The organism is Oceaniglobus sp. K40-3, from assembly GCF_055808395.1.
Genome location: NZ_CM147868.1, coordinates 432,897 through 457,984, shown reverse-complemented (window position 1 = coordinate 457,984; position 25,088 = coordinate 432,897). Strand labels below are relative to the sequence as shown.

General features: G+C 57.2%; 27 protein-coding genes and 1 pseudogene. 16 read left to right on the top strand and 12 right to left on the bottom strand.

Translation table 11 applies throughout. The annotated features are described in order from the left end of the window. Positions 1-77: 77 nt before the first annotated feature. Positions 78-743: a hypothetical protein gene (locus AC0L7P_RS02435; RefSeq protein WP_473434330.1), complete on the bottom strand. Its 666-nt coding sequence runs from the start codon at positions 741-743 to the stop codon at positions 78-80. Between the two features lie 428 nt (positions 744-1,171). On the opposite strand from AC0L7P_RS02435, the gene AC0L7P_RS02430 reads away from it, so the two are divergent. Next, on the top strand, positions 1,172-2,077 hold the full coding sequence (locus AC0L7P_RS02430) for a GGDEF domain-containing protein (RefSeq protein ID WP_473434329.1): 906 nt from the start codon (positions 1,172-1,174) through the stop codon (positions 2,075-2,077). A gap of 101 nt (positions 2,078-2,178) precedes the next feature. On the opposite strand, the gene AC0L7P_RS02425 is transcribed toward AC0L7P_RS02430, so the two are convergent. Then, complete coding sequence (locus AC0L7P_RS02425; RefSeq protein WP_473434328.1) at positions 2,179-3,021, bottom strand: IclR family transcriptional regulator; 843 nt, start codon at positions 3,019-3,021, stop codon at positions 2,179-2,181. A 171-nt stretch (positions 3,022-3,192) separates the two neighbouring features. On the opposite strand from AC0L7P_RS02425, the gene AC0L7P_RS02420 reads away from it, so the two are divergent. Further along, on the top strand, positions 3,193-4,305 hold the full coding sequence (locus AC0L7P_RS02420) for a mandelate racemase/muconate lactonizing enzyme family protein (RefSeq protein ID WP_473434327.1): 1,113 nt from the start codon (positions 3,193-3,195) through the stop codon (positions 4,303-4,305). 57 nt (positions 4,306-4,362) lie between these two features. Continuing rightward, a complete protein-coding gene (locus AC0L7P_RS02415; protein ID WP_473434326.1) occupies positions 4,363-5,631 on the top strand; it encodes an L-fuconate dehydratase in 1,269 nt (422 codons plus the stop codon). On the opposite strand, the gene AC0L7P_RS02410 is transcribed toward AC0L7P_RS02415, so the two are convergent. Continuing rightward, positions 5,628-7,001 (bottom strand): FliI/YscN family ATPase, encoded by a 1,374-nt coding sequence (locus AC0L7P_RS02410; RefSeq protein WP_473434325.1) that lies wholly within the window; start codon positions 6,999-7,001, stop codon positions 5,628-5,630. The genes AC0L7P_RS02415 and AC0L7P_RS02410 overlap by 4 nt on opposite strands. A gap of 85 nt (positions 7,002-7,086) precedes the next feature. Here AC0L7P_RS02410 and AC0L7P_RS02405 point away from each other — a divergent pair, with 85 nt between their 5' ends. The 9 genes from AC0L7P_RS02405 to AC0L7P_RS02365 all read left to right on the top strand — a co-directional run bounded on the left by AC0L7P_RS02405 (position 7,087) and on the right by AC0L7P_RS02365 (position 11,683). Beyond that, positions 7,087-7,479 carry a FlgB family protein gene (locus AC0L7P_RS02405; RefSeq protein ID WP_473434324.1) on the top strand — a complete coding sequence of 131 codons (393 nt, stop codon included), beginning with the start codon at positions 7,087-7,089 and terminating at the stop codon, positions 7,477-7,479. A 10-nt stretch (positions 7,480-7,489) separates the two neighbouring features. Beyond that, positions 7,490-7,879 carry a flagellar basal body rod protein FlgC gene (gene flgC, locus AC0L7P_RS02400; protein WP_473434323.1) on the top strand — a complete coding sequence of 130 codons (390 nt, stop codon included), beginning with the start codon at positions 7,490-7,492 and terminating at the stop codon, positions 7,877-7,879. A gap of 39 nt (positions 7,880-7,918) precedes the next feature. Further along, entirely contained in the window at positions 7,919-8,206 is a 288-nt protein-coding gene (fliE, locus tag AC0L7P_RS02395) for a flagellar hook-basal body complex protein FliE (protein ID WP_473434322.1), read from the top strand. Between the two features lie 6 nt (positions 8,207-8,212). Further along, positions 8,213-8,479: a flagellar biosynthetic protein FliQ gene (locus AC0L7P_RS02390; RefSeq protein ID WP_473434321.1), complete on the top strand. Its 267-nt coding sequence runs from the start codon at positions 8,213-8,215 to the stop codon at positions 8,477-8,479. Position 8,480: 1 nt separating this feature from the next. Further along, complete coding sequence (locus tag AC0L7P_RS02385) at positions 8,481-9,197, top strand: flagellar hook-basal body complex protein (protein ID WP_473434320.1); 717 nt, start codon at positions 8,481-8,483, stop codon at positions 9,195-9,197. A gap of 25 nt (positions 9,198-9,222) precedes the next feature. Next, a complete protein-coding gene (gene flgG, locus AC0L7P_RS02380; protein WP_473434319.1) occupies positions 9,223-10,008 on the top strand; it encodes a flagellar basal-body rod protein FlgG in 786 nt (261 codons plus the stop codon). Continuing rightward, positions 10,005-10,433 carry a flagellar basal body P-ring formation chaperone FlgA gene (gene flgA / locus AC0L7P_RS02375; RefSeq protein ID WP_473434318.1) on the top strand — a complete coding sequence of 143 codons (429 nt, stop codon included), beginning with the start codon at positions 10,005-10,007 and terminating at the stop codon, positions 10,431-10,433. The genes flgG and flgA overlap by 4 nt, the downstream gene beginning before the upstream one ends. 9 nt (positions 10,434-10,442) lie before the next feature. Then, the gene (gene flgH / locus AC0L7P_RS02370) at positions 10,443-11,162 is read left to right on the top strand and encodes a flagellar basal body L-ring protein FlgH (protein WP_473434317.1); all 720 of its coding nucleotides are present in this window, start codon (positions 10,443-10,445) and stop codon (positions 11,160-11,162) included. Between the two features lie 140 nt (positions 11,163-11,302). After that, the gene (locus tag AC0L7P_RS02365) at positions 11,303-11,683 is read left to right on the top strand and encodes a flagellar basal body-associated FliL family protein (protein WP_473434316.1); all 381 of its coding nucleotides are present in this window, start codon (positions 11,303-11,305) and stop codon (positions 11,681-11,683) included. A 41-nt stretch (positions 11,684-11,724) separates the two neighbouring features. Here AC0L7P_RS02365 and AC0L7P_RS02360 read toward each other — a convergent pair whose 3' ends face one another. The 9 genes from AC0L7P_RS02360 to AC0L7P_RS02320 all read right to left on the bottom strand — a co-directional run bounded on the left by AC0L7P_RS02360 (position 11,725) and on the right by AC0L7P_RS02320 (position 20,888). Then, positions 11,725-12,084 (bottom strand): hypothetical protein, encoded by a 360-nt coding sequence (locus AC0L7P_RS02360; protein ID WP_473434315.1) that lies wholly within the window; start codon positions 12,082-12,084, stop codon positions 11,725-11,727. Further along, on the bottom strand, positions 12,081-13,166 hold the full coding sequence (locus AC0L7P_RS02355) for an EscU/YscU/HrcU family type III secretion system export apparatus switch protein (protein WP_473434314.1): 1,086 nt from the start codon (positions 13,164-13,166) through the stop codon (positions 12,081-12,083). The genes AC0L7P_RS02360 and AC0L7P_RS02355 overlap by 4 nt, the downstream gene beginning before the upstream one ends. Next, positions 13,163-13,939 carry a flagellar biosynthetic protein FliR gene (locus AC0L7P_RS02350; RefSeq protein WP_473434313.1) on the bottom strand — a complete coding sequence of 259 codons (777 nt, stop codon included), beginning with the start codon at positions 13,937-13,939 and terminating at the stop codon, positions 13,163-13,165. Before AC0L7P_RS02350 ends, AC0L7P_RS02355 begins: the two co-directional genes overlap by 4 nt. Then, positions 13,936-16,023 carry a flagellar biosynthesis protein FlhA gene (flhA, locus tag AC0L7P_RS02345; protein ID WP_473434312.1) on the bottom strand — a complete coding sequence of 696 codons (2,088 nt, stop codon included), beginning with the start codon at positions 16,021-16,023 and terminating at the stop codon, positions 13,936-13,938. The genes AC0L7P_RS02350 and flhA overlap by 4 nt, the downstream gene beginning before the upstream one ends. Positions 16,024-16,317: 294 nt before the next feature. Next, positions 16,318-18,492 (bottom strand): hypothetical protein, encoded by a 2,175-nt coding sequence (locus tag AC0L7P_RS02340; protein WP_473434311.1) that lies wholly within the window; start codon positions 18,490-18,492, stop codon positions 16,318-16,320. Then, positions 18,489-19,352, bottom strand: a complete 864-nt coding sequence (gene motA, locus AC0L7P_RS02335; protein ID WP_473434310.1) for a flagellar motor stator protein MotA — start codon at positions 19,350-19,352, stop codon at positions 18,489-18,491. The genes AC0L7P_RS02340 and motA overlap by 4 nt, the downstream gene beginning before the upstream one ends. 91 nt (positions 19,353-19,443) lie before the next feature. Beyond that, a complete protein-coding gene (locus tag AC0L7P_RS02330) occupies positions 19,444-19,965 on the bottom strand; it encodes a MotE family protein (protein WP_473434309.1) in 522 nt (173 codons plus the stop codon). A 59-nt stretch (positions 19,966-20,024) separates the two neighbouring features. Then, positions 20,025-20,465, bottom strand: a complete 441-nt coding sequence (locus AC0L7P_RS02325) for a hypothetical protein (protein WP_473434308.1) — start codon at positions 20,463-20,465, stop codon at positions 20,025-20,027. A 9-nt stretch (positions 20,466-20,474) separates the two neighbouring features. Further along, the gene (locus AC0L7P_RS02320) at positions 20,475-20,888 is read right to left on the bottom strand and encodes a flagellar basal body-associated FliL family protein (protein ID WP_473434307.1); all 414 of its coding nucleotides are present in this window, start codon (positions 20,886-20,888) and stop codon (positions 20,475-20,477) included. Positions 20,889-21,082: 194 nt separating this feature from the next. Between AC0L7P_RS02320 and fliF the strand changes: the two genes are divergently transcribed. The 4 genes and pseudogenes from fliF (at position 21,083) to tnpB (ending at position 24,927) form a co-directional block, all read left to right on the top strand. Beyond that, positions 21,083-22,690 (top strand): flagellar basal-body MS-ring/collar protein FliF, encoded by a 1,608-nt coding sequence (gene fliF, locus AC0L7P_RS02315; RefSeq protein WP_473434306.1) that lies wholly within the window; start codon positions 21,083-21,085, stop codon positions 22,688-22,690. A 603-nt stretch (positions 22,691-23,293) separates the two neighbouring features. Further along, on the top strand, positions 23,294-23,587 hold the full coding sequence (locus AC0L7P_RS02310; protein ID WP_473435527.1) for a FliM/FliN family flagellar motor switch protein: 294 nt from the start codon (positions 23,294-23,296) through the stop codon (positions 23,585-23,587). Positions 23,588-23,589: 2 nt separating this feature from the next. Then, on the top strand, positions 23,590-24,318 hold the full coding sequence (fliP, locus tag AC0L7P_RS02305) for a flagellar type III secretion system pore protein FliP (protein WP_473434305.1): 729 nt from the start codon (positions 23,590-23,592) through the stop codon (positions 24,316-24,318). Between the two features lie 190 nt (positions 24,319-24,508). Continuing rightward, positions 24,509-24,927 (top strand): annotated as a pseudogene (gene tnpB / locus AC0L7P_RS02300) (IS66 family insertion sequence element accessory protein TnpB). Positions 24,928-25,088 lie beyond the last annotated feature (161 nt).

The following is a 25,088-nucleotide window of genomic DNA, read 5'->3' as shown; positions in this document are numbered from 1 at the left end:
GGGCGGTTTCGCGTCCGGCCCTTGGCCGAGAAAATGCTCATGGCGCTTCCGTCATGGTTGATGGGTTGTGGGGCCGGTCATTGCGGCGGCGCCGCAAGAGGTGACATGACACGGCTGCCCGATGCGACGCTTAGCCGGATCTGGGCATCCCGAATGGGCGCCAGGGCCTGTTCAATCGGCCCGTCCACGCAGTTGCGCAGGAACACTTCAAGCGACCGGGTGCCGCGCGGCAGGCTGCGCGCGCCGCTTTCCAACCGTCGCAGGGCAATCACACAGTTTGTCGAGGCACCGCTGCGCCATTCCTGCCAGAAATATGGCCCAAGCGTATCATTGGCCGTGCGCAGATTGCGGTTGTCCAGGGTGCGAAAGGGGGTTGGCACGCCGCCGGCCCGGGCGGTTACGCCCTCAAGATCGAAACGCCCTGCATTGCCGCCACCATGGGCACGCAGCCACAGAAAATTGTCCCCCTCAAGGGTGGTGGTGTTTTCCAGCGCGACGATCTGTTCGCCTTCGCCCACACCTGCGCGCTGAATCATCAGCTGCGCTTTTGGGGCATCTGTCCAGATCTGGTTCAGGCGTCCCAGGGAAAACTGAACGCTGGCACGGCTGACGCCGATGCCGAAATTTCCAAGCCCGGGTGCGGTGGTACAGGCCGCGAGGGCCAGCGCTGCAATCAGGGCGCACCGCCGCAGGACCGGCCGCCCCAGGCGGAGCGCGGTGTGATTCATGGCGACACGATTCATCGTTCTCCCCTTTTTGCAGGAGGTGGGTTGCCGTTTATCAATTTTATTCGACTCTGCTGCCGATGGATGACCGGGCCCGGATTCTTGATCGGGCTTCTCGAATTATCCACAGGCAGTGTTCTGACCTGTATGATCTGGTTTTTCCAGCCAGAATTTTTGAAATATTGGCGATTGTGATATTTTCCCGCTGGATTGGGTCTTTGGGACACTCTGTCAGGTGCCACCTGTGCCGGGTCTGGGCAAAACTGTGGCAGGTTCGCGGCGTGCTGCCCAAAGTCCGGCCCTAAGATGTACCAGTCTTGTCACAGATGGGTGCCGCTTTGCGCCATTATTTGTTGGTTAACCTTGTGTCAGGGCCCGTAGCATCGGTTTGATCTTGGGCTCCTTTGTCGGAGAACCGGCGAAGCCCAAAGAAGATGGCGGCACCCATGGCCCAGATGGCACTGACAGCGCAGACCGGTTCACTTTCCTCGGCCAAGGGGGCGACGGGCAAATATATCGCATCTGGCGTTGACCGGGCGCGCGCCATGACGGGGAACCGCCATAACCGTCTGATCGTCACTCTTGCGGCTGTCATCGTGGTGCCTCTGCTTGGCAGCATTGTCTGGCTGGTGACCGGTCAGACCATTGGCGGTATCAACCCCATTCCCTATGCTGTTTCGCTTGGCCTTGTCGGGGTGACCTGGTTGATATGCACCAACTATAACCTGGATCTGGGCGCCGCCTCTGGCGCCGGGGCGGACAAGGCGCAATATCTTGTGGCCGCGCTGGCCGAGGCCGAGGCGCAGATCGCGCGCATGAACGAGCAATGTCGCGATCTGGAACACCAGTTGAATATCGACCCGCTGACCGGTGTGAACAACCGTCGCGGGCTGGAGGCGGCCTTTGTCGCCCATGGCACAGGAACCGTCATGGCGCTGTTGGACATCGACCATTTCAAAAAGATCAACGACACCTATGGTCATGCCGTGGGCGATCGGGTGCTCAGGGATTTCGCCCGCCTGCTGCGTGCCCGTCTGAATGATGCATTGCCCATCTATCGGGTGGGGGGCGAAGAATTTGTGGTGCTTTTCCCGAACGCCGAGGCATCGGAAGTGGCCGCGCGTCTGGACAAGTTCCGCAATGATCTGCAACTGGATACGTTCACCCGCACCACCGACCGCGTGCCGGTGTCGTTTTCGGCGGGTGTGGCCCTGCGTGACAGCGCCGCGCAAGGGTTCAGCGACATGTTCAAACTGGCCGATGACCGGCTTTATGCCGCTAAGATGGCCGGACGCGCCAGAACCATCTGCGCCGACACCCCCACGCCCACTGATCTGGCCAAAGCTGTATAACTGCGCGTGGAATTTACGCCGGCCCATGCCGCCCGATAGGGGGACGGGCCGGGGTGACGCGATTCCGCCGCTTGCAGGGCGGCCAGAACGGGACGGGAATGTCACGTTGCCGTCCCTGTCGGGGTTGTTTCTGGCACGCCACCAAAGAACGTGGTCAGTTCCTGCGCCAATGCACCGTATTGCTCGACCACCTCATCTTGTGATGGCAGTTTGAAATCGTCTTTACGTTCAAGGAACGGGCAGCTCAGAACCGCGACAACGCTTTTGCCGGGTCCAAAGATCGGGAATGCGATGTTGGTTACACCCATGGCGGTTTCCGAGGGCATCCGTTCATGCCCGGTGTTGCGGATGCGCACAAGATCGCGGTCGAAGGCGGCTCTGTCCAATGGCGGTTCGCCCAATGCGCGGCGGTGCTGCGCCAAAAGCGCGTCAATTTCCCCAGCGGGCCGGAACGCGGCCAAAACCCGCCCTGTTCCGGTGTTCCAAAGCCCGATCACGGTGCCGGTTCGCAGGGCCAGCCCCCAGTTCCCCGGGGCCTCGGCCGAGGCAACGACGACGACATCGCCGTTGCTCTCCATTCCCATATGGCAGGATTGCCAGACCTTTCCGGCAAGGGCACGCATCTTGGGCAATGCAATTTCGATGACCCGCCCGATAGGCGGGTGGCGCTGGCTGATCGAAAACAGTTTCAGGCTGAGGGAATAGCGATCACCGGAATCGGAGCGAACAACGTAACCCCGACGCACCAACGTGGTCAGCATCCGGTAAATTTCGCTTTGGGACCGGTCCAGTGCCTTGGCCACTTCCCCCTGAAGAAGCCCTTCGCCCTGGCTGGCCAGAAGTTCGATAATGTCCAACCCTTTTTCCAGGGCGGGGGCGCGATATTTTTCGCCACTGTCGGTCATGGGGCCTCCCAGAGGGAAAATCGCGATGATGCGCCTCATCGTCAATCTTGATTTGTCAGAAAATAAATGTTTTGTATATGAATGCAAGGCGCAATAATACAGGGGCGTCGCCTTTGACATGCGGAACGTCGAACGCCGGCTTTGATCAGCGGCAACAGCAAGAAAAACCCTGTTAATGCAACGACCACCCAAGCCCTGAGAGGTTAACCGATGGCCACAATTACCCGTGTTGAACTGCACATGATCGATCTGGTTCCCAAGGTGAAACGGGTCGATGCCATTCAGTCGTTTGTCAGTCAGGAAACGCCGTTCGTCACCATTTATGACAGCGACGGCGCCAGCGGCACCGGGTACAGTTACACCATCGGCACCGGCGGGCCGTCTGTCATGGCGTTGCTGGAACACACGCTGGCGCCCGCGCTGATCGGCAAAGACCCGGATCGCATTGATGGCATCTGGTATGATCTTTTGTTCCTGACCCATGCAACGGCGGTTGGGGCGATCACCTCGCTTGCGCTTGCGGCAATTGATACCGCCCTTTGGGATATGCGCTGTAAAAAGGCCGGGCTTCCCCTGTGGAAGGCGGCGGGCGGCAAACGTGACCGTATTCCGCTTTACACCACCGAGGGTGGCTGGCTGCATCTTGAACAATCGGCGCTGGTTGAAGATGCGGTTGCCATGCAGGAAAAGGGCTTTCGCGGGTCGAAGATCAAGATCGGTTCGCCCCATATCAGCGAAGATGACGCGCGCCTTGGTGCCGTGCGCGATGCCGTTGGCCCCACCTATGAAATCATGACCGATGGCAATCAGGGGTTTTCCCTGTCCGAGGCGATCCGCCGCGCGCAGGTTTTGGAAAAGCACGGAATCGGCTGGTTCGAAGAGCCTCTGCCTGCCGATGATGTTGCCGCCCACGTGGAGCTGTCGCGCCGCACCACGGTGCCGATTGCGGTGGGCGAAAGCATGTATTCGCTCAGCCAGTTCAAGGATTACCTGCAAGCGGGGGCCGCCTCGATCGTGCAGGTCGATGTGGCGCGGATTGGCGGCATTACCCCATGGCTCAAGGTCGCGCATCTGGCCGAAGCCTTTAACATCATGGTTTGCCCGCATTTCCTGATGGAACTTCACCTGCCTTTGGTTTGTGCGGTGCCGAATGCCAAGTGGCTCGAATATATTCCTCAGCTTGACAGTGTTACGGGTGAAACGATGCAGATCGAAAACGGCCTCGCCATTCCATCGAATGTGCCCGGGCTGGGCATTGATTGGGATTGGCAGGCGATCACCGCGAAATCGCTGATAAATGCGACAATCACCAGCGCGGCCTGAGAGCGAGAGCAACCGTTGACCACCAGATCCTTTGCGGATCAACACGGAGACTGACCCATGACCCGGATTACCAGCCTTGCCACCCATGATTTGCGCTTTCCCACATCCGACAGCCTTGACGGATCGGACGCGATGAACCCCGACCCCGATTATTCAGCGGCCTATGTGGTGTTGGAAACCGACGGCGATCATGCCGGTCACGGGCTGACCTTTACCATCGGGCGCGGCAACGAAATCTGCATCGCGGCGATCGAGGCATTGCGCCCGCTTGTGGTTGGCCTTGAGCTTGACTGGATGCGCGAAGATATGGGCCGCTTCTGGCGCCACATCACCGGCGACAGTCAACTGCGCTGGATCGGCCCCGACAAGGGGGCGATCCACCTTGCCACCGGCGCGGTGGTGAATGCGGTTTGGGATCTGTTGGCCAAGGAGGCAGGCAAACCTGTCTGGCGACTGGTCGCTGAAATGTCGCCCGAAGACATCGTCCGGCTCATTGATTTCCGTTATATCACCGATGTTCTGACCCCGGATGAGGCGCTGACCCTGCTGCGCAAGGCGGAACCCGGCAAGGCCGAAAGGGTCGCGACGCTCGAACGTGAAGGATACCCTTGTTACACAACCTCTGCCGGGTGGTTGGGATATTCCGATGAAAAACTGCGCCGTCTGTGCCGCGAAGCGCGCGATGCCGGGTTCACCCATACCAAGTTCAAGGTGGGGCGTGACGTTGACGATGACATCCGCCGCCTGACGATCGCCCGCGAAGAACTGGGCGAAGATATGAATATCATGATCGACGCCAATCAGGTCTGGGAGGTGGATCAGGCCATTGATTGGGTCAAAAAGCTCGCCTTTGCGCGCCCGTTCTTTATCGAAGAACCGACCAGCCCCGACGATGTTCTGGGCCACGGCAAAATTCGTGATGCCGTCGCCCCGATCAAGGTTGCAACCGGCGAAATGTGCCAGAACCGGATCATGTTCAAACAATTCATCGCCCATGGGGCCATCGACATCGTGCAGATCGACAGTTGCCGTCTGGGCGGGCTGAACGAGGTGCTGGCGGTGCAGCTTATGGCGGCAAAGTTCGACCTTCCGGTTTGGCCCCATGCGGGGGGTGTGGGCCTGTGTGAATATGTGCAGCACCTGTCGATGATCGATTATGTTGCGATCACCGGCGAAAAAGACAGCAAACGGATCGAGTTTGTCGATCATCTGCATGAACATTTCCTGAATCCCTGCGTTGTGACCGACGGCGCCTATCAGGCCCCCGATGCGCCCGGGTTTTCAATCGAAATGCTGCCCGGCACGCTCAGAGATTTTCGCCATTAAGGTGGGGTGGGGGCGGGCATTTTTACCCCCTGAGCGGCCCCGGGATGCGGTTTGTTCCGCGTCCCGAAACACCCGGCCAGTTTGGTGAAACTGGCGCCGATGCTTTCGGTTTCCCGCAGTGATACGAATTTGTCCAACTCGGGCCAGGCCAGGATTGCCGCATCAATGGCCGGGTCCGAACCGCTGGCGTAAAGGCCCGACTGGATCATCAGTTCCGCCCGCTCATAAGCGCCCAACAGGCGACGCGCCTCGCCAATCAGCGCATTTTCATCCTCGTTGGCGGCCAGTGGCAGGGCGCGGGATACCGAGCGCAGCACATCAATCGCCGGAAAGCGCCCGCGTTCGGCGATGGCGCGATCCAGCACCACGTGGCCATCAAGAACACCGCGCAGGATGTCCGCGACGGGTTCATCCATATCCGACCCTGCCACCAGAACCGTAAAGATGGCGGTAATATCCCCCATGGCGCCCGCACCCGGCCCCGCCCTTTCGCACAGCGTGGTGATCATCGAGGCCGTTGTGGGCGGATAGCCACGCAAACTTGCCGCCTCACCGCCCGATACGGCGATTTCACGATGGGCGTCGGCCAGCCGGGTGATTGAATCGGCCAGCAACAGCACCTGTTTGCCCTGATCGCGAAAATGCTCGGCCACGGTCATTGCCGCCAGCGCGCAACGACGGCGAAGAGCGGCGGACCGGTCAGAGGTGGCGGCGACAATGACGGTGCGTGCCATTCCGCCCGGCCCCAGCACCCGTTCGACAAACTCACGAACCTCGCGCCCGCGTTCGCCGATCATGCCGATAACGATGACATCCGCCGTGATCCGTTGCGCCAGCATGGCAAGGACCGTGGATTTCCCCACGCCTGACCCGGCAAACAGCCCGATCCGCTGACCGCGAACAATGGGCAGGATCGTGTTGAACACACACAGCCCGGTTTCAAGCCGCGCGCCCAGCCCGCGCCGTTCCGTCGGGTTGATCGGGCGCCCGGTCAACCGCCGCGTGGTTACTCCGGGCAGCAGCGGGCGATTGTCCAGCGGCTCTCCATAAGGGTCGATCACCCGACCGATCCAGGTGTCGTCGGGTGCCAGAACCGCTGGCCCCAACAGCCCGACCCGCAGCCCGATGCCAAGCCCGTCTAGGGGCGAATCGGGCAGAACTGTCATGCGGTCGCCGTCGATGCGAACAACCTCGCCCCGGGCGATGCCTGCGGGTGTTTTCAACCGTACCAGATCGCCCATGGTGGCATGTTGCGACAACCCGCTAACGATGATTCGCCCGTCTTCCAACGCGGCGATGCGCCCGACGGGACGTGATATTGTGGCCGTTTCCACCACGCTCAGCAGATTTTCGAAACCGATCTGGGCCATTTTGGCGCCTCCTTTTACCGTGCGAACCCTTTGTAAAGGAATCAGGGTTAAACCTTCGTGTAGTTTGATCGAGGGAGAAGCCCCGATGTTCGACAACATCGAAATGATGCAGCGGGCGCAGGCCATGGCCCGCCACGCAAGCCAAAGACAGACGTTGGTGGCGCGCAATGTCGCCAATGCCGACACCCCCGGCTATCGCGCGCAGGATATGCCGGGTTTTGCCGAAACGCTGGCGTCGCCCACGCCGGGCGTTGCCCTGCGCGCCACACGCCCCGCCCACATCCACGAAGCTGACGATGCCGCCGCGCGTTTGGGGGCGAAGGACGCGGGTGGCGAACCCTCGCCCAACGGCAACACCGTGTCTTTGGAAAACGAAATGATCCGCGCCGCCGATATCCGCCAACAGCATGACATGGCCATGGCGATCTATGCCAAGGCCCGTGACATCCTGCGCGCCAGCCTTGGCCGTGGACGATAGGACAAATACCATGAACACACTTCTGCAATCACTCGGACTCTCGGCCAGCGGCATGAATGCCCAGGCCGCCCGCCTGCGCCACGCGTCCGAGAATATCGCCAACGCTGACACCCCCGGATATCACCGCAAAACCGTCAGTTTTGACACGGATATGCGGGATGACGTGACTGGCGCGGTCAAGGTCGGGCCGGTCCAATTGGACAAATCCGAACTGAGTGAAATCTACGATCCCGGTCATCCGCTCGCCGGGGCAGACGGCACTTATGAGGGGTCCAACGTCGATCTGATGATCGAAATCGCCGACGCCCGTGAGGCACAGCGCAGCTATGAGGCGAATCTCAAGGTTTTCGATCAGGCACGACAAATGTCGCAGGGCCTGATCGAGCTTCTCCGCCGCTAATTTCCGCCGGATCTCCGGCCCACCGAAAGGACATCCAGAATGGATATCAACGCAATCAGCGCCGCCCGGAATTACGCTGCGGCGCGCCCGCTTACCGCCCCCGATCCCGGCGCAGAAGGCGACGGTTCATTCGCCCGGCTGGCGCAGGATTTCCTGAGCACGATGCAAAGGGGTGAAACGACGGCAAACGCTGCCATGACCGGTGCCGCCGATCCTCATTCCCTGGTACAGGCCCTGGCGCAAACCGAACTCGCTATCGAAACGGCGGTGACCGTGCGCGACAAGGTTGTCGAGGCCTATCAGGAAATTCTGCGGATGCCGGTGTAATCCGCGATGAACGAGGCGCTGTTTTACGACATCCTGCGACAGGGCATGTGGATCGCTGTAATGATTTCCACGCCTATTCTTGCGGTTGCCTTGGTCGCCGGCCTGACGGTCGGGCTGTTTCAGGCGCTTACCTCGATTCAGGAAATGACCCTCACCTTCGTGCCAAAGCTGATCGCGATCATCGTCGTGTTCTGGGCCACCATGGGGTTCATGACCGAAACGCTGGTGTCGTTTTTCGACACCACCATCATCCCCACCATCGCCGGAGGCTGACATGGACAATACCGTTTACACCACCCTGAGCCGCCAATCGGGCCTGATGCGCGAAATGCAACTGGTCGCCAACAACATCGCGAATATTTCGACCACGGGTTTTCGCAAGGAAGGGATGGTGTTTTCCGAATTCATTGACAAACTTGAGGGCGACAATCCTTCGCTGTCGATGGCCGGTGCGCGGGGGCGAGTCACGGATCAGGCCCAGGGCGTGCTGACACAGACCGGCGGCACGTTCGATTTCGGAATCGAAGGTCAGGGTTATTTCCTGATAGAAACCCCTGATGGGCAGGCCCTGACCCGCGCCGGGAGCTTTACCCCCTCCGCAGAGGGCGAACTGGTCACACCCGATGGGTTCCGGTTGCTTGACGGCGGCGCGGCGCCGGTTTTTGTCCCCGCCAACGCCCGCTCTGTCACCCTGGCCGCCGATGGCACCCTGTCTGCCGACGGTCAACCACTGGCGCAGATCGGGCTGTGGCAGGCGACAGATCCCAGCGATACCAAGCGCCGCGATGGTGTCATGTTTGCCCTTTCCAATCCACCCGAACCCGTCCCCGATGGAAAAATTCTGCAAGGGTTTCTCGAAGGGTCCAACGTCAGCCCGGTGTCTGAAATCGCCCGGATGATTCAGGTGCAGCGGGCCTATGAAATGGGTCAGGGGTTTCTCGACAAGGAAGATCAACGCATCCGCAACGTCCTGAGCACGCTCGGACGTTAACCTTATAACAACAAAGGAGTTCGCCATGCGCGCCCTGCAAATTGCCGCCACCGGGATGAGTGCCCAACAGATGCGGGTCGAAGTGATTTCAAACAACCTCGCGAATATGAGCACGACGGGATACAATGCCCGCCGCGCCGAATTTGCGGACCTGCACTATCAGCAGCTTTCGCGGGCCGGCACGATCAACGCCGCCAACGGCGCGCAACTGCCCACCGGTGTACAATTGGGCCTTGGTGTGCGCCCCGCCGCGATCACCATGAATGTCGAACAGGGGTCTTTGTCACAAACGGGTGGCGATCTGGATATCGCCATCGAAGGCAGTGGATTTCTGGAGGTGACCTTGCCTTCGGGCACGTCCGGATTTACCCGCGATGGCGCCCTGAAACGGTCCGGCGACGGTCTGATCGTGACCTCCGATGGGCATCCGGTTGTGCCCGAAATCACCATTCCCAGCGATGCGCGCGCGATCTCGGTCAACGGCGAAGGTGAGGTCTATGCCTATTTCAACGATCAGGTTGCACCGCAGCTTCTGGGCCAATTTTCACTGGCCAGTTTCACCAATGTAAAAGGGTTGGAGGCGATGGGATCGAACGTATTTCTCGAAACACCGGCGTCCGGCCCGGCTCTTGTGGGGGCGCCGGGTCAGGACGGGCTTGGCACCTTGCGCCAAGGGTATCTTGAAAGCAGCTCGGTGGATGCAGTGCGCGAAGTGACGCAGTTGATCGAGGCGCAGCGCGGCTATGAATTGAATGCCAAGGTGATCACCGCCGCCGATCAGATGCTGGGCGCAACGACGCAGATCCGATGATCCGCCTGTTAACCTTCCTCGCGCTCGTCGCTCCGGCCATTGCTGCGGCGGATACGGTTGTTGCGGCACGCACGATCCGATCACAGGCGATCCTGACATCTGCCGATCTCGCGATGGTGGCCGCCGAAACGCCGGGGGCGTATTCCGATCCGGGCAGCCTGATCGGTCAGGAAACCCGCGTTGTTCTTTATGCCGGGCGCCCGATCCGACCCACCGATATCGGTGCGCCGGCCATTGTCGAACGCAACCAGATTGTCATGGTTTATTATCGCAGTGGCGCCCTCAGGATCGCAATGGAGGGACGGACACTTGCCCGGGCCGGCGTTGGTGACCGGCTGCGTGTCATGAACCTTGAATCCCGCAACACAGTGACCGGCACCGTTGCCAAGGATGGCTCGATCCTTGTTCTCAACGCCCTGCCCTGAGGAAACCCGATGCGCATACATCTTCTCGCCCTACTTGTTACCCTTGGTTGTGCCCGGTTGGGCGATGTCGGTCAGGTGCCCGAATTTACGCCAACGGAAACCAGCAATGAAATCAGCGCCATGGCCATTCCCGGTCTGCCTGAAACGCTGAATCCTGACCGCCCTGTCGATCAAGCTTCGCTTTGGAGCGGTGGGCGGCGGTCACTTTTGGGTGATCGGCGCGCCGACACGCGCGGCGATATTCTGACCGTCGTGATCGAAATTGATGACCGGGCCGAAATCTCGAACTCGTCGCAACGCTCGCGGAGTGGATCCGAAAGCATGGGTATCCCGTCGTTGTTCGGGCTGCCCCAGCGGGCAGATGAGCGCCTTCCGGCGGGGGCCACGCTTGCGGATGCTGTATCGACAAATTCAGCCAGCAGCAGCGCGGGCGATGGATCGGTAAAGCGCAACGAAAAGCTGACCTTGCGGGTTGCGGCAACCGTGGTGAACGAACTTTCGAATGGTGTGCTGCAAATTCAAGGCAGTCAGGAAGTGCGTGTCAACTTTGAAATTCGCGAGTTGGTCGTCACCGGCTTTGTCCGCCCGGAGGACATCTCGCGTCAAAATGAAATCACCTATGACAAAATCGCGGCGGCGCGCATTTCTTACGGCGGGCGCGGCCAGATCAGTGATGTTCAACAGCCCCGGTGGGGCCAACAAATCGCCGACATTCTTCTACCGTTCTGAGGAGCAGACATGATCCGAATACTTGTGCCGCTGTTAATCATTCTCATCGGATTGGGGGCTGGCGTCGGAGCGGGCATCGCTTTGCGCCCCGAGGCTATCCCTGAAACCCCACCGTTGGCCGAGGGAATCCGTGTGGTGATGTGGGGGCGATACCGGCCGCCGCGCCAAACCACCAAACCCTCGAAGACGAAAAGAACAGCGAATTCGTAAAACTTTCCAATCAGTTCGTCTTTCCGCTGGTCGAAGATGGCGCGGTCGCGGCGCTTGTTGTTCTGTCATTGTCCCTCGAAGTTGCGCCAGAGCAGGCGGATGCTGTTTATGCCCGAGAGCCGAAATTGCGCGATGGATTTCTTAGGGTCTTGCTAGATCACGCAAATGCCGGCGGTTTTGCTGGATCGGCATTCACGTCGAACCGAACAATGGATGATTTACGACGCGCCCTGTTGGAAAAGGGTCGTGAAGAATTGGGAAGTGCACTCTATGATGTTCTGATCCTGGATATAAATCGGCAAGATAACTGAGATTTGCGCACCCTGTCGGATGCGCAAACGGCCGCGCCGGATTATTTTTTCTGGCGCGGTCTTTCTGTTTGCTTTTGCAGCTTACCCAGAACGTCGGCCCGTCCGAACGATAGGCGGGCGCGCGTCAGGAACATCTCGCGTGCCAGGGCCAGTTCGGCCATTTGCGTCTGATGTCGCGTAATCGTCCCGTCTACCCATCGCCGCCATACGACATCGACGCCGGTCATCCGTGCAGGATCGAGGTTAACTGTGTCGTCTCGCGCCCGGATCTGGGCGCGAAGCTGGTTGATTTCGCGCTGAAGCACATTCATCCGGCTGGAAATGCGACTGAGATCTTGCAGATCAATGTCTCGTTTCATATCCGCCAATTGTGACAATCGGGTCAGCCCATCCTTGTTCATCGGCGTTTCGCCTTTTTGCGCATGGCTTCCGCAAATCGAATCGCAGCGGCAACAACGGCGTAATGATCGGGGTGTATTTCGTCGCCGATCTGAACAACGCCGTGAAGCAACCGTGCCGTGGGCGGATCGCGATGCAGGGGCACATTGTTCTCTTGTGCCCGCTCGCGAATTCTGGCGGCGATTTCATCAACGCCCTTGGCAACACAAACCGGCGCCCGCCCAGATTCACGATCCCATTTCAAGGCTACTGCATAGTGGGTCGGATTGACGATCACGACATCGGCGCCGGACACATCAGACAACATTTGATTCATCGCAATGTCATAACCCTTCTGGCGGCGCTGTTGTTTTACGTGTGGATCGCCTTCCGATTCCTTGGACTCGTCGCTCATATCCTTGTGCGACATCCGGTTTTTGCGCAGGTGCTCTGCCCGTTGCCATATGAAATCAATTGCTCCCAGGGCGAAAGAAACGACCAGAACCAACATGAAGAACGTCATGGACAGCCGCAACATCAGTTCCGCAACAAGGGGCGGGTTGAGTGCGACCGCACCCAGGATCTCGGGCATCTTCGTCCACAGGAATGCTCCGAGGATAAGTGAATATATCGACAATTTCACAAAGCTCTTCACAAATTCAAACAAGCCATTCCGGCCGAATTTGTTTTTGGCATTGGACAATAGCGAGATCCGGTTCAGTTTGGGCTGTACCTTCGTCACGGTGACCGTGAACGCCTGTTGAGCAAAAACCGACACGAGCGCAAAGGCCGCTGGAATCAGGGCCCAAGGCGCGAGATCACTTGCGATGTCGCGCCCAAAACCGGCGCTGAGTGCGGTCCCACTGGCATCAAACATCTGCTCGGCCAGCCGATCTGCCCGTGCCAAAAAACCGGCAAAAATTTGGCCAAGATCGGACAGGCCGGCCGCCCCCAGCGCTACCCCCGCCAACAAAAATCCGGCATACCCTGAGGCTGTTATCAAATCGTTAGAGCGGGGAACTTCCCCTTTTTTCCGGGCATCCTCCAGTTTCTTGGCAGAAGGTTCGTATTGCTTGTCGTCTTGTTCGTCATCTCCGCCGCTCATGGGCTGCTCCTGAACGGCGCCGAAAGAAACGCGTCAAACTGACCAGACCAGATAGACAGGATTGTCGGCAGTGCGAACCCAAGGAACAGCAGACCTCCAGCGGTAATGGCGGGAGCCCCGACCAAAACGACCATCAACTGTGGCATCGCCTTGTTGATCACCCCGAGCGCCAGATTATAGACGAGTGTCGCAATGATAAATGGTGCCGCCAATGTGAAGGCGAGTGAAAAAGCATGCGCGATCTGGGCAAGCCCCCAAGGCATGATATCAGCGGCGTCGGGAAGTTCGCCCAACGGAAGAATATCGTACGAGACCAGAAACAGCATTACGATCTTAACATGAAGGCCAAGCATCGCGCCGAGAGCAAGACCGGAAATAACCATTATGTGGCCTACCGCGGGCATTGGATCCGCAGCTTGACCACCGAAGAGCTGCGCCAGGGATGTCGCTTGTGCGGCCATCGATCCGCACATTTGCAAAACGAGGATGAACAAGCGCAGTGCCGCCCCTATGGAGAGCCCGACGACGGTTTCAGAAGCAAGAACAATGCCCCATGGTGGCATCTGTGAAAGCGCCGGAAATCGCGGAATGACCCCTGGCGCAACCAACAACGTGAGCCCTAGCGAAAGGATCAGACGCACCCTAAGCGGGACAACACGCTCTCCGAATGCGGGCATGATCGCGGCTGCCGCACCCACGCGAAGGAAAACAAGGAACCCCACGAAAAGCATTCCCTGAACTTGCGCGACAATGGCTGCCGCCAACTCAATCACGGAGCGATCATACCGACCAGGGCAGGGCGGGCGTCACTGCCGATTTCCTCGAATGAAAGGACGGGATTGGCGATGCCCTTTGCGGCCAGCACCATATGGAGAAACCGACGACGGCGGGTCGATGTGACCAGTGCGGCAAATACTCCGGTCCCGCCTATCACGCCCACCTTTTCGGCAATGGCCGTGGCCAGGCGATTGAAATCGTCCGGGGGCAGGGCGATGTCGGTTGCGCCGCTTTCACCTTCGATCTGATGGGCGGAAAATACGTCCTCCCATTCCGGTGCGAGTTGCAACAGTGGCAATGTGCCATCAGCGCGTCGCAGTTCGGCAATCAGTTGAAACCCTAGTCGCTGACGTACCTGTTCGCAGATTGTTTCAGGGGTGGCCCGGGCGTTCCGAGCCTCGGCGATGGATTCGAGGATCAGAGGCAGATTGCGGATCGACACCCGTTCGGCCAACAACAGCCGCAGAATCGACAGCAATAGATCGACAGGCACTTTATCAGGGATCAATTCATCCAGGAGCCGACGATTCGCGTCAGCCCTCGATTTATCGCTTAGTTGAGTAAATTCGTCCAACAAACGGCGCAACGCTTTCATCGTCATCAGGCGCGGGAAGTTTTGCTTCATCACCTCCAACATATGCGTCGCTAAAACTTCGGTTGGCGTGACTGTGGTAAGCCCGCCAATGGCCGCGCGATCCTGAGCTTCGCGTGATATCCAACGCGCCGGCGCGCCATAGACCGGCTCTTTTACATCATCGCCGCTGGGAATATCATTCACGCTATCAGATACTAACGCGAGTATTCTATCAGGCAAAATCCTGTCCCGAACCTGTTCGACGCCCTGGATCCTGATGACATACGTACCTGGCGGCAAAGAGGCGTCGTCGGTCAATCGGATCTCGGGGAGTATCAGCCCATAAACCATCGCTACATGTCGCCGCATATTGCCAATTCGCGCATCGAGTCCGTCCCCAGGATCCAGAACCATAGGTACCAGGTCGGGCGCGAATTCCAAATGGATGTCGTCCAGATCAAGGATGTCGCCCATACCTGCCTCCGCGATTTCCATTTCGTCAATCGTTGGTATCGCAGACGCCGCCTTTTGATTGCCCGCATGCCGATATCCTGCGAATGCGGCAGCCCCCAGCGCAAGGCCGCCCAGCATAAAAGGCAAAAATGGCAGCCCCGGGAGCAGCGCAAACAGCACCATCAGAACCGCGACAGTTGCCAGCGCGGCGGGATAGCGACCCAGTTGCGAGAAAATAGCGAGATCCGTGGATCCGGTCGCACCTCCGCGCGCCAGCAACAATGCTGATGCAATTGAAATGATCACTGCGGGAATTTGACTAACCAATCCGTCGCCAACCGTCAGGATGGCATAGGTTTCAAACGCCCGACTGACTGGCATATCATGAACCACGACGCCGATGATCAGCCCCATTACCAAATTCATTATGGTTATGAGAAGACCTGCAATAGCATCCCCTTTTACGAATTTCGACGCGCCATCAAGTGAACCAAAAAAAGTGGTTTCCTGTTGTTCACGTTCCCGTCGCGATTTTGCCTCGGCGTGATCGATCGCCCCAGCGGACATATCGCTATCAATTGCCAGTTGCTTGCCCGGCATTCCGTCAAGGGCAAATCGAGCCCCCACCTCTGCCATCCGGGCGGCGCCTTTTGTGATAACCATGAAATTTACGATAAGCAAAACGCAAAATACGACCAAGCCAAGAAAAAGGCTTCCACCCATTACGAACATTGCGAACCCTTCGATCACACCTCCAGCGGCCGAGGTTCCCGTGTGACCTTCGCCAATGATTAATTTTGTGGACGAAACGTTCAGGGACAACCGCAGCATCAACGACGCCAGCAATATCGTCGGAAAAGCCGAGAAATCCAGGGGGCGTTCAATGAACAGGGTGAGCGTAAACATTAAAATGGCCATCGCGAAAGAAATCGTCAAACCCACATCAAGTATCCAGGCTGGCATTGGGAGAATCATCATGACAATGACGCCCATCAACGCCAGCGCGAGCATGACCGTCGGCTGGAATAACAACCTAAGAGATATCGTTTTCATTATACGTCTCACATTCTTCCCAGCTCAGGCTTTGATGGCGAAATTGGAGAATTTGTATACATCCGAATATGTATGCGGTATTCGAAATTAGAGCATCAAGTTTTATTATACAATCAGGCCTACCATATGCAGAGGTAGCTGATGTTAAAAACTCTCTGGGGCATGATCGTATCAATATTTGGCAGTGGCTGACACATCTCTGACAATTCCAAAACTTATACGGGCTCTAACGAGTGTATCATCTTCTGTGAGGTCACCTCTTTAAGTTTGTAAAATCATTTTGTGCCTCGTTTATTATTGTTCATGCACATCTGGTGGAGCTTTTTTATAGATCTCCGCCATAATATTTTCACGCATCGCTTTGCTTTCATTCAAAATATTCTGATTTTGAGTTAGGATATCCTGATCGTATTTTCTTCTAACAGTGTCGGGGTTTTCATTCAGGTGAAATTCATCGGATTTAGAGTGTCTCGGTTTCGAACTGTCTCGTATTTGGCCCACTCGTATACGGAGTGCATTTGCCTGTGGAGTTTTAAGGCCAGACAGATAACTTTCAGCCACGTCGGCGTTGTTCTCCAAGACTGCGATTCCGGCACGAACGTAGCGTTCGGTGAGTCCGGGTGTCCCAGTACGTGTACCCAGCGCATTACGCGCCAACTGCGGCATCCCCAGTTTCACAAACCGTGAGGCCGCCGCGAGCCTTGCTGGACTGGACGCCGGTTCTGAGTTCAACTCGCGCATTGCGAGCGTGAGAAACTGTGCGTCACTTCCGTTATCAGAAAGACTTTCGACAGCCTCCGTGCGGTAAATATCTATATCGTGGCGACTCAACTGACCACGATGGGCCATAGATCGCAGAAGGTCGAATGCGTATTCATATTGTCGATTGTGCACGCGTGCCTCAAATATTGCGACCGCTAGATCACGACCCAGCTCGACCTGAGTAAGCTCGAACTCCATAGCGCTTGCCAGAGAGAGGAGGTCCTCGTCTACCAATGTCTCACTACGAGATATGCTTTTGATGAGTTGGATCAATGCTGCTGCAGCCTGGTCACTTCGTGAAGCGGCCACGATCAAGAATTTCTGATTGGCAGATTTCTGATGGCCGAGGTGCTGGTCAATCTCGGCATCTAACATGACAATCTCTTGCGGTTGGCTTATTATACCGCGACGTACGGCGTTGCGTACGTCAATCGCCGTGTCTTGATATCCGAAGTCTATAAGCTTTTTTGCAATGCGTGGGCCGAGTAGGAGCCGCAGGTGAATAGGTAGCGCGGAAGTGTTTCGGACGATAGCTTCCAAATTTATTTGACTTGAATCTGGCCTTTTGGTTGCAGCCAGTACCGCCCAAACTGCTGCTGTGGAGTCGCAATTCATCTGATTTTTAAGAATTCCGTCAGTTTCAAATTTTGATCCTTCTACCAGGGCGGCCAACTCGGTCAATATTTTTAGGTGTGGGATGTTATCTGGTCCCGTTTTCAACAGCGACAAAGCTTCTGTACCAAATGATAGATAGATTAACCGGCGAGCCAGGTCGGAGTATACTTCTGGGTTAGGGCGCCCTCTACTATCGAATAATTCGCTTCGTATTTTGCCCAAGTCGGCAAGAATGCTCGGGGAGGAATACCATCGCGCGATATCGACAATGGATGGGGTGACACATAAGATCGGCTCATCGCTGCCGTGACCCATTGCTCCATGAAGATTGTCGCGATCTATTTGCGTTTCGATGACGATATTGTTCAGTGGCGGTTTCCCATCTGTGGCACCTGATTCGAGATGTTTTTCCACTTCGTGTGAGATTGCTCTCGTTAGGCTCGACGATGCGTCAATCGAAATTAGTCCTTGAGAGGCGGCACGAGATACTTGCTTCAACAATGTCGAAAGAGGCTCATCCGCCCGGCCACTTTCCATAGGTGCCGTTTTTTCTTTAGTAGGGTATGCCAAGGGTTCAAACCAGCGCGGCTGATCACTTTCTGGAAAAAGCACTGGTAGCAATGGCCCTTGCGCGGGTGGGCGGGGATGCGATGCCATCTTCGGCAACTGCACGTCATTTAAATCAACCTCCCACGGACTGTGAACAGGCGCTAAGCCATCTTTGACATCGATCAGCAACCCTTGGTTTTGCAGAGGTTGAGCTGATAGAAAGCAGGTGCATCCAAGGGTCAGGGCGAGCCGTCCACTTCCTATATCTTTCATGTTTTTGATACGATCACCGCGGATACGGCGAAATGCATCGCTAAGATCAAACTGTACTTCTGGATCGCTAAGAATTAGCTCGTAGTGATCACCTTGCCGCCCTATCTTCCAATTTGGTCGCCGCCCGAAATCAATCACAATTCTGGTAAAGCCGTTATGTTCTCCGGTTCGCACCCGTATATCTTTTGCGGCCGCGGCACTGGCGGGAAAGTGAAAAACCAAAGAGCCAATTATAGCGATTACAGTTAATTGCGTCACATGCCAGATCATGAAATTTTTACGCCTTTCAACGCTTCCTCAAGTTCCGCGAATCCTGGGCGCATATGATGAGGGGAGTTCTGGCGGCCGACCTCGATGCAGATGTTGGCGGTATGGTTATACATATTGGCGACCAAAACCTCACGGATCAGTTGATAGAAATGGGCGTCTTCTTCAACGACTGCTTTCACCTTGGTTGCAAATGGCCCAACGAGACCGTAGGCGAGAAATACGCCCAGGAAAGTGCCAACGAGTGCGCCACCGATCATTTTTCCCAGGACCTCTGGAGGTTGGTCAATTGACCCCATGGTTTTTATGACACCCAGGACCGCAGCCACGATGCCAAGCGCGGGCAAGCCATCTGCCATCGCTTGTAATGCATGGCTGGAATGGAGCGCGTGTTGAAGATTTGCATCCATACGCTTTTCGAGCACCTCTTCAACCTGGTGTGGATCATCATAATTCATGGATGCAGCCCGAAGAGTATCGCAAATCAGCTCGACTGCTTCGTGGTCGCCGCAGATTCGAGGATATCGCGCAAATATTCCGCTGGTGTCGGGCGCTTCGATATGTTCCTCGAGCTGTACAGGGTTTTGCTTTGCGAGGCGAATTAGCTCGTACAAAAGGCACAATAAGTCGCGGTAATCCTCAGGTGCCCATTTTGGCCCTCGAAACACCAAACCCACGTCTTTGATAGAGCGTTTCACAGCGGCTGAGTCGTTCGATAAAAGGAATGCCCCAATTGCCGCTCCGCCGATCATTGCCAGTTCGAAAGGCAAGGTTTTCAGGATAATCCCGACTTTGCCACCAGCGGCCAAGTACCCCCCAAACACCATAACGAAAATGATAATAATTCCGGCGAAACCAAGCATGGATATTCGATCCCCCAAAGATCAGTGGTTTGTCATGTATATTGCAGGATTGCGTTAAAGAGCCGTAACTAAAGGTGGCTTTGTGTCGCTATTATTTCGGAATATCTGCGTTGCGTCCTGCAAGGATTACGCTGATAGAATAGGCGGCATCTGGTGAAAGACCTCCGATCACCTTGGCGGCTGCCTCTGGTCTCATACGCCCTAGAAAACCTGCGGCAAAAGCGGGCGACATTGTTTCAAAAAGGAGCGCAGCCTCTTTTGGCTTCATGTTTTCATAGACCGCAGTTAAGCGCGCAACATCATCTTCTGCTGCGGTGGCTGCAACATTCAGCGTTGCTTCCAGGCGCTCTTCTGCGTCCGCCAACGTTGCAAGTTGGTGCTCGATTTCGATCTTGGCTTGAGCGAGGCTTGCCGAGCGTTCGTTGACATAGATTTCGCGCTGTTCTACCCGGATCTCTCTTCGAGATAGCGCATCAAGTACGGCGGTAACATCCGGTGCAGGGGTGCATTGGTCTGCGTTATTTGCGCTTAGATCAACAACTTCCTTTGCAATTGCCGCGGCAGGCCCCCCGAAGAACCGTAAAACGCTGGAGACGATCAGCAGTATGGCCATGATTGAAAGGGGCCCTAGGCCGATCCTCAATTTGCGATGTGACATTACTTTCACTCCCATCAGCTGCGTCGATGACTTGCAAAGTATGATTGAATAGGCGGGCTACCTGCCATCGTTGGTTTTTCGGCAGTAGTGGGCGCAAGATTCGCATCTTTTCGCCTGAATGCCATCTTGTTGGTGGCATCTGTAGCGATGTCCGTTTCCAACGTTGTGCTTGCTTCGAAATCGTGAAGTGCCGCGACGTGCAACTCCAAACGCCGTGCAACATCCTCGGCGCGGGATGTCAATTCTTCCAGCGTTTGACCGGATGTGTTGGCCTGTGTCTGCGCGGCTTGCAACGTGCGCGTCATATCATCGACCTGGGCAGACAACACCGCAATTGCGCCGCCGACTCCCTTTTCGAGGTCGGTAAAACGAGACAGCCTTCGGGAGAGAACGACGCAATAGAAGGCCGCACCCAATGCGCCGGCAATCAACAGGATATCGGCAATCAACGTCATCTTGTGTCCTTAATTCAGTATGAATTCCATGATCAGCAGGTCGCGAATTCGTCCCTCGCCGGTCACGATCTGAACGCGACGCAACATTTGGGCGCGTATTCGGGTCAATGCACCGGGTTCTTCCAGTTCTGCGGGCTCAACGGCCCTTAAAAAGCTGTTCAGCACGTCGACGACCCGAGGCAGCAGTATTGTGACGTCGTCGACATGTGGCTTGTCGACCTCAAGCTGCGCTTGAAACCGCAAATGACGCGATTTGCTTCCTGGGCCAAGCGAAACGACAATTGCTGGCAGGGGAACGAAGGCGATGTCTGGCAGGCCGGGAACGACTGCGGTGTTCGTTGATTCGTGCTGTGGCGAATGGTTGAAAATCAAGCCGGACCAAACCGCATAAAACCCGCCGCCGCCCACAGCGGTCGCGATCAAAACACTTAATATCAAACCCTTGATGCCAGATCTGCGCGGCGCCTTTGGGGGAGTTGGTCAGTCTCTGCGTTTGCCATGGCATTTCCGATTTTTTATCTCGAATCCCTTTTAACCCCAATCTGACTAACCGAATGTTAAGGCCCGACAGGTCAGAGTGGCGGCAAGACGGGGCAAAAGCCCGTTTCATCAGGAGGATGGTCTTGCAACAAATACTCTCGGTTTGGTCCGGCCTGTCGGTTCAGCGCCAAGTGGTTGCCGCGCTCGCGGTTATTGCGATGGTGGTGGCTGCCATTGGTCTGGGCCGCATGGCGACGACGCCGTCGATGACGCTCTTGTATGCGGGGCTGGAAAATGGCGCGGCGGGTGAAGTCGTGCAGGCCCTCGAAGCGCAAGGTGCAGATTATGACATACGCGGCTCGTCCATCTTCGTGGACAGTACCAAACGGGATGAACTTCGCCTGACGTTGGCATCGGAAGGGCTCCCCAGGAACAACGCTCAAGGATATGAACTCCTTGATTCACTGTCCGGTTTCGGCACGACGTCACAGATGTTTGATGCGGCCTATTGGCGGGCGAAAGAGGGGGAACTGGCCCGCACCATCGTGACCAGCCCCACGATTCAGAACGCCCGCGTGCATATTGCAAATCAAAATAACAAACCGTTTCAGCGTGATGTTCCGCCGACTGCCTCGGTTACTGTGACGACCACAAGCGGCGGTTTGTCCACCAGTCATGCACGCGCCCTGCGGTTTCTGGTTGCGTCGGCAGTGGCCGGTCTGGCGCCCGACGATGTTTCCGTTATCGATGCCCGCGGTGGCGTTGTCTTGTCGCCAGACTCGGCAGGCGTCGCGCCTGGTCAGGCCAACGACAAAGCCGATGAGATCAAACACAATGTCGAGCGGCTTCTGGAAGCGCGGGTCGGATTTGGCAAAGCTGTCGTCGAAGTGAATGTGGATACGGTAACCGAGCGCGAGCAGATCACGGAACGGCGTTTCGACCCCGAGGGACGGGTCGCTATCAGTTCGGACACCGAGGAAAAATCTACCTCATCAACTGACAAGGGCAGCGCTGATGTGACTGTGGCCAGCAACCTGCCCGATGGTGATGCCGGTAGTGGTGGTGATTCGTCGAAATCGGAAGACTCCCAGACCAGAGAGCGCGTTAACTATGAGGTATCCGAAACTCAGCGGGAAATCCTGCGCGCGCCCGGCGCCATCAAGCGCCTGTCAGTTGCAGTACTGATCGATGGGTTGCGAACGATTGATGCGACAGGTGCCGAGGTCTGGTCGCCCCGCCCCGATACCGAAATGGCGGCTCTGCGCGAATTGGTCGCCTCTGCGGTCGGGTTCAATGCTGACCGGGGCGATAGTCTGACCCTGAAAACGATGCAGTTCGAATCACAGGCCGCCGAAGGTTCCCCGCCGGCGCCGGGCCTGTTTGGACCGATGGATTTCGACGCCATGCGCCTTGCGCAACTTGCGGTTCTCGGGGTCGTGACGCTTCTGCTCGGATTGTTTGTTGTGCGACCGATTCTTGCGCCGAAACGCCAGGAAGAGCCTTTTGCCCTTGTTCCCCCAGAGCCAAGTCGGTCGTCCCAAGGTGCCCAGGCCCTGACCGGCGAAATTGACGACGCCAACGCACCGGCGACGGGCGAAATGCAGGTCATATCAGAGCGTGATCCTGTCACTGGCGATCCAACGGCCGACCCCGTGAACCGCCTGCGCAAATTGATTGATGAACGCCAGGAAGAATCGCTTGAGATTCTGAAAAGCTGGATGGAAGAAACCGAGGAGCCCGCTTGATGCCATCACCACTGAGACTTGAGGACTTTGGCGCAGCGTCCTTGACGCCCCGTGTCACTTCGGCCTTGCCGGACCTTGCCAATCCCACCCCCCATCGAGGAACAGACCCTTGCCGCATATGACAAAGGGTATTCCGCCGGTTGGGAAGATGCAGCGCAGGCGGCAAGCCAAAGCCGGGCCGAATTGGACGACGCCATGGCGAGCAACCTTGAAGATCTGGGATTTACCTATCACGAGGCGCGCGCCCATGTGATGCGTTCACTCACGCCGCTTCTGAATGGTATCCTGTCAAAGCTGCTGCCCCGGATGATCCGCGACAGTCTGGGCGCCCGGATCATGGAAGAGATCGACGGGATGGCAGAAGGAGCCGCCGATACGCCGATCGAACTTATGATTTCGCCCGGTGACGCCGAACAATTGGGCCCCGTCGTCGAACGGATTACGACCCTGCCGCTGATGCTGGTCCCGGAAGCGACAGTGCCAAAAGGCCAGATTTTCATTCGTATCGGTATGATTGAGCGGGAAATCGACCTTGAGGGTGTCATCGCCTCGATCGGGGGGCCGTGGCCGCACTGGACGACCTCAACAAGGAGACTGCACAACATGGATGACACCATCGTCACCGCCCCAGCGCCCGAAACTCCTCCCCATCCGTTTACCCAGGTGCCTATCGAGATTACGATTTCGGTCGGCAAAGCGCGCCCCTTGCTGCGCGATCTGTTACGGTTGGCAAAGGATGCCATTCTGCCTCTCGATACCCGGGTTGATGACCCGGTGGATCTGTATGTCGGTGACCGGCTGATTGCGCGCGGCGAATTACATGAGCTTGACGGCGATCAGGCCGGACAATTGGCGGTCAGGCTGACCGAAGTGGCCGATCTGAAAACCGGGCTCTGACAATGGTGCGGATCTGGATCGCGGCCACCTTGATTCTTGCGGTGCTGACCGGGCCTGTCATGGCGCAGGACATTTCGCTCAACCTTGGTGGTGATACGTCACTCACGGCCCGTTCGGTGCAGCTTCTGGCGCTGATCACCCTGCTCAGTCTGGTGCCGGGTCTTGCGATCATGATCACGTGCTTTCCCTTCATTGTTACGGTTCTTTCAATCCTGCGACAGGGTATCGGATTGCAACAATCGCCGCCAAACATGCTCATCGTGACGCTGGCATTGTTTCTCACCTACTTCGTGATGGAGCCGGTATTCCTGGAGGCTTGGAATGCCGCCATCAACCCTCTGATCGAAGGTTCCCTGCCCGTTGAAGTGGCCGTTCCCCGGGCGCTTGCACCGTTCCGGGTTTTCATGGTCGGTCGGATTGATCCTGGCACTTTTGAAAGTCTGACAACCCTGCGCCCCGACGCGACAGGTGTGACCCTGCGGCCCGAAGCACCACTGTCGTTGATTGTGCCATCCTTTTTACTTTCTGAAATTGAGCGGGCGTTTCAGGTGGGGTTTCTGATTTTTCTTCCATTCCTGATTATTGACTTGGTTGTGGCTGCAATCCTTATGTCCATGGGCATGATGATGGTGCCGCCGGCCATCGTGTCACTGCCGTTCAAGTTGGCGTTCTTTGCCGTTGCGGACGGCTGGACCCTGATTTCCGGTGCATTGGTCCGAAGTTATTTTTGACGCCGGGGTATCGCGAATGACGGTATCTTCCTGCCGGTGGAAGTGTCGGGGCCGTCCATCGACCATGATGCCGACGACGCGAGCCTGATGACAGCCGGGTCGACATCACGCTTTCGGATGGGCGACGGGTCGTCATTGAAGGGCCGACGGCGCTGTCATCTGTTGTCGGGCTCGTGCAGGGTCTGATGGCATGATCCCGGTGCCGAGCAATACGCGGGTGTGGCTTGCGGCTGGCGTGACAGACATGCGGCGTGGCTTCAACACCTTGGCGGCGCAGGTTGAAAAGGTCTTGGCCGAGGACCCGTATTCCGGCCATTTGTTCGTGTTCCGGGGGGAGCCATCGCAGCGCCACCGGTTCGAGCGCGATGGCGAACGGGTGATCTTTGAAGATCATCTGGTGGGATGCCCAGGGGGCCTGCGTCGCCATTGTCGCTCGGACCAATGGCGCTCCAATGGCAACTTTCCAAGCGCCTCGAGCGTGGCCGGTTCGTCTGGCCCGCAGCGAAGGAGGGCAAGGTCAGCCTCAGTCCGTCGCAACTCTCGATGCTGCTGGAAAGGATCGACTGGCGCATGCCGCAAAGGACATGGCGGCCATTGCAGGCGGGATAGCTCAACAAAACAGGGGTTTAGGCGCATTCCTTGTTCCACTCTCGCCGCCGGTTCACTATATTCCTGCCATGCTGGAGACGCTGAAAACCCTGCCGGACGATGCCGAAGACCTGAAGGGTCTGGTCGCCCTGATGGGCGAGGAAATCAAGTCTCTGACCCTG

Coding starts and splice junctions, on each gene's coding strand:
- AC0L7P_RS02435 (WP_473434330.1), bottom strand. CDS start 743: ATGAATCGTGTCGCCATGAATCACACCGCGCTCCGCCTGGGGCGGCCG.
- AC0L7P_RS02430 (WP_473434329.1), top strand. CDS start 1,172: ATGGCCCAGATGGCACTGACAGCGCAGACCGGTTCACTTTCCTCGGCC.
- AC0L7P_RS02425 (WP_473434328.1), bottom strand. CDS start 3,021: ATGAGGCGCATCATCGCGATTTTCCCTCTGGGAGGCCCCATGACCGAC.
- AC0L7P_RS02420 (WP_473434327.1), top strand. CDS start 3,193: ATGGCCACAATTACCCGTGTTGAACTGCACATGATCGATCTGGTTCCC.
- AC0L7P_RS02415 (WP_473434326.1), top strand. CDS start 4,363: ATGACCCGGATTACCAGCCTTGCCACCCATGATTTGCGCTTTCCCACA.
- AC0L7P_RS02410 (WP_473434325.1), bottom strand. CDS start 7,001: ATGGCCCAGATCGGTTTCGAAAATCTGCTGAGCGTGGTGGAAACGGCC.
- AC0L7P_RS02405 (WP_473434324.1), top strand. CDS start 7,087: ATGTTCGACAACATCGAAATGATGCAGCGGGCGCAGGCCATGGCCCGC.
- flgC (WP_473434323.1), top strand. CDS start 7,490: ATGAACACACTTCTGCAATCACTCGGACTCTCGGCCAGCGGCATGAAT.
- fliE (WP_473434322.1), top strand. CDS start 7,919: ATGGATATCAACGCAATCAGCGCCGCCCGGAATTACGCTGCGGCGCGC.
- AC0L7P_RS02390 (WP_473434321.1), top strand. CDS start 8,213: ATGAACGAGGCGCTGTTTTACGACATCCTGCGACAGGGCATGTGGATC.
- AC0L7P_RS02385 (WP_473434320.1), top strand. CDS start 8,481: ATGGACAATACCGTTTACACCACCCTGAGCCGCCAATCGGGCCTGATG.
- flgG (WP_473434319.1), top strand. CDS start 9,223: ATGCGCGCCCTGCAAATTGCCGCCACCGGGATGAGTGCCCAACAGATG.
- flgA (WP_473434318.1), top strand. CDS start 10,005: ATGATCCGCCTGTTAACCTTCCTCGCGCTCGTCGCTCCGGCCATTGCT.
- flgH (WP_473434317.1), top strand. CDS start 10,443: ATGCGCATACATCTTCTCGCCCTACTTGTTACCCTTGGTTGTGCCCGG.
- AC0L7P_RS02360 (WP_473434315.1), bottom strand. CDS start 12,084: ATGAACAAGGATGGGCTGACCCGATTGTCACAATTGGCGGATATGAAA.
- AC0L7P_RS02355 (WP_473434314.1), bottom strand. CDS start 13,166: ATGAGCGGCGGAGATGACGAACAAGACGACAAGCAATACGAACCTTCT.
- flhA (WP_473434312.1), bottom strand. CDS start 16,023: ATGAAAACGATATCTCTTAGGTTGTTATTCCAGCCGACGGTCATGCTC.
- AC0L7P_RS02340 (WP_473434311.1), bottom strand. CDS start 18,492: ATGATCTGGCATGTGACGCAATTAACTGTAATCGCTATAATTGGCTCT.
- motA (WP_473434310.1), bottom strand. CDS start 19,352: ATGCTTGGTTTCGCCGGAATTATTATCATTTTCGTTATGGTGTTTGGG.
- AC0L7P_RS02330 (WP_473434309.1), bottom strand. CDS start 19,965: ATGGCCATACTGCTGATCGTCTCCAGCGTTTTACGGTTCTTCGGGGGG.
- AC0L7P_RS02325 (WP_473434308.1), bottom strand. CDS start 20,465: ATGACGTTGATTGCCGATATCCTGTTGATTGCCGGCGCATTGGGTGCG.
- fliF (WP_473434306.1), top strand. CDS start 21,083: ATGGTCTTGCAACAAATACTCTCGGTTTGGTCCGGCCTGTCGGTTCAG.
- AC0L7P_RS02310 (WP_473435527.1), top strand. CDS start 23,294: ATGGATGACACCATCGTCACCGCCCCAGCGCCCGAAACTCCTCCCCAT.
- fliP (WP_473434305.1), top strand. CDS start 23,590: ATGGTGCGGATCTGGATCGCGGCCACCTTGATTCTTGCGGTGCTGACC.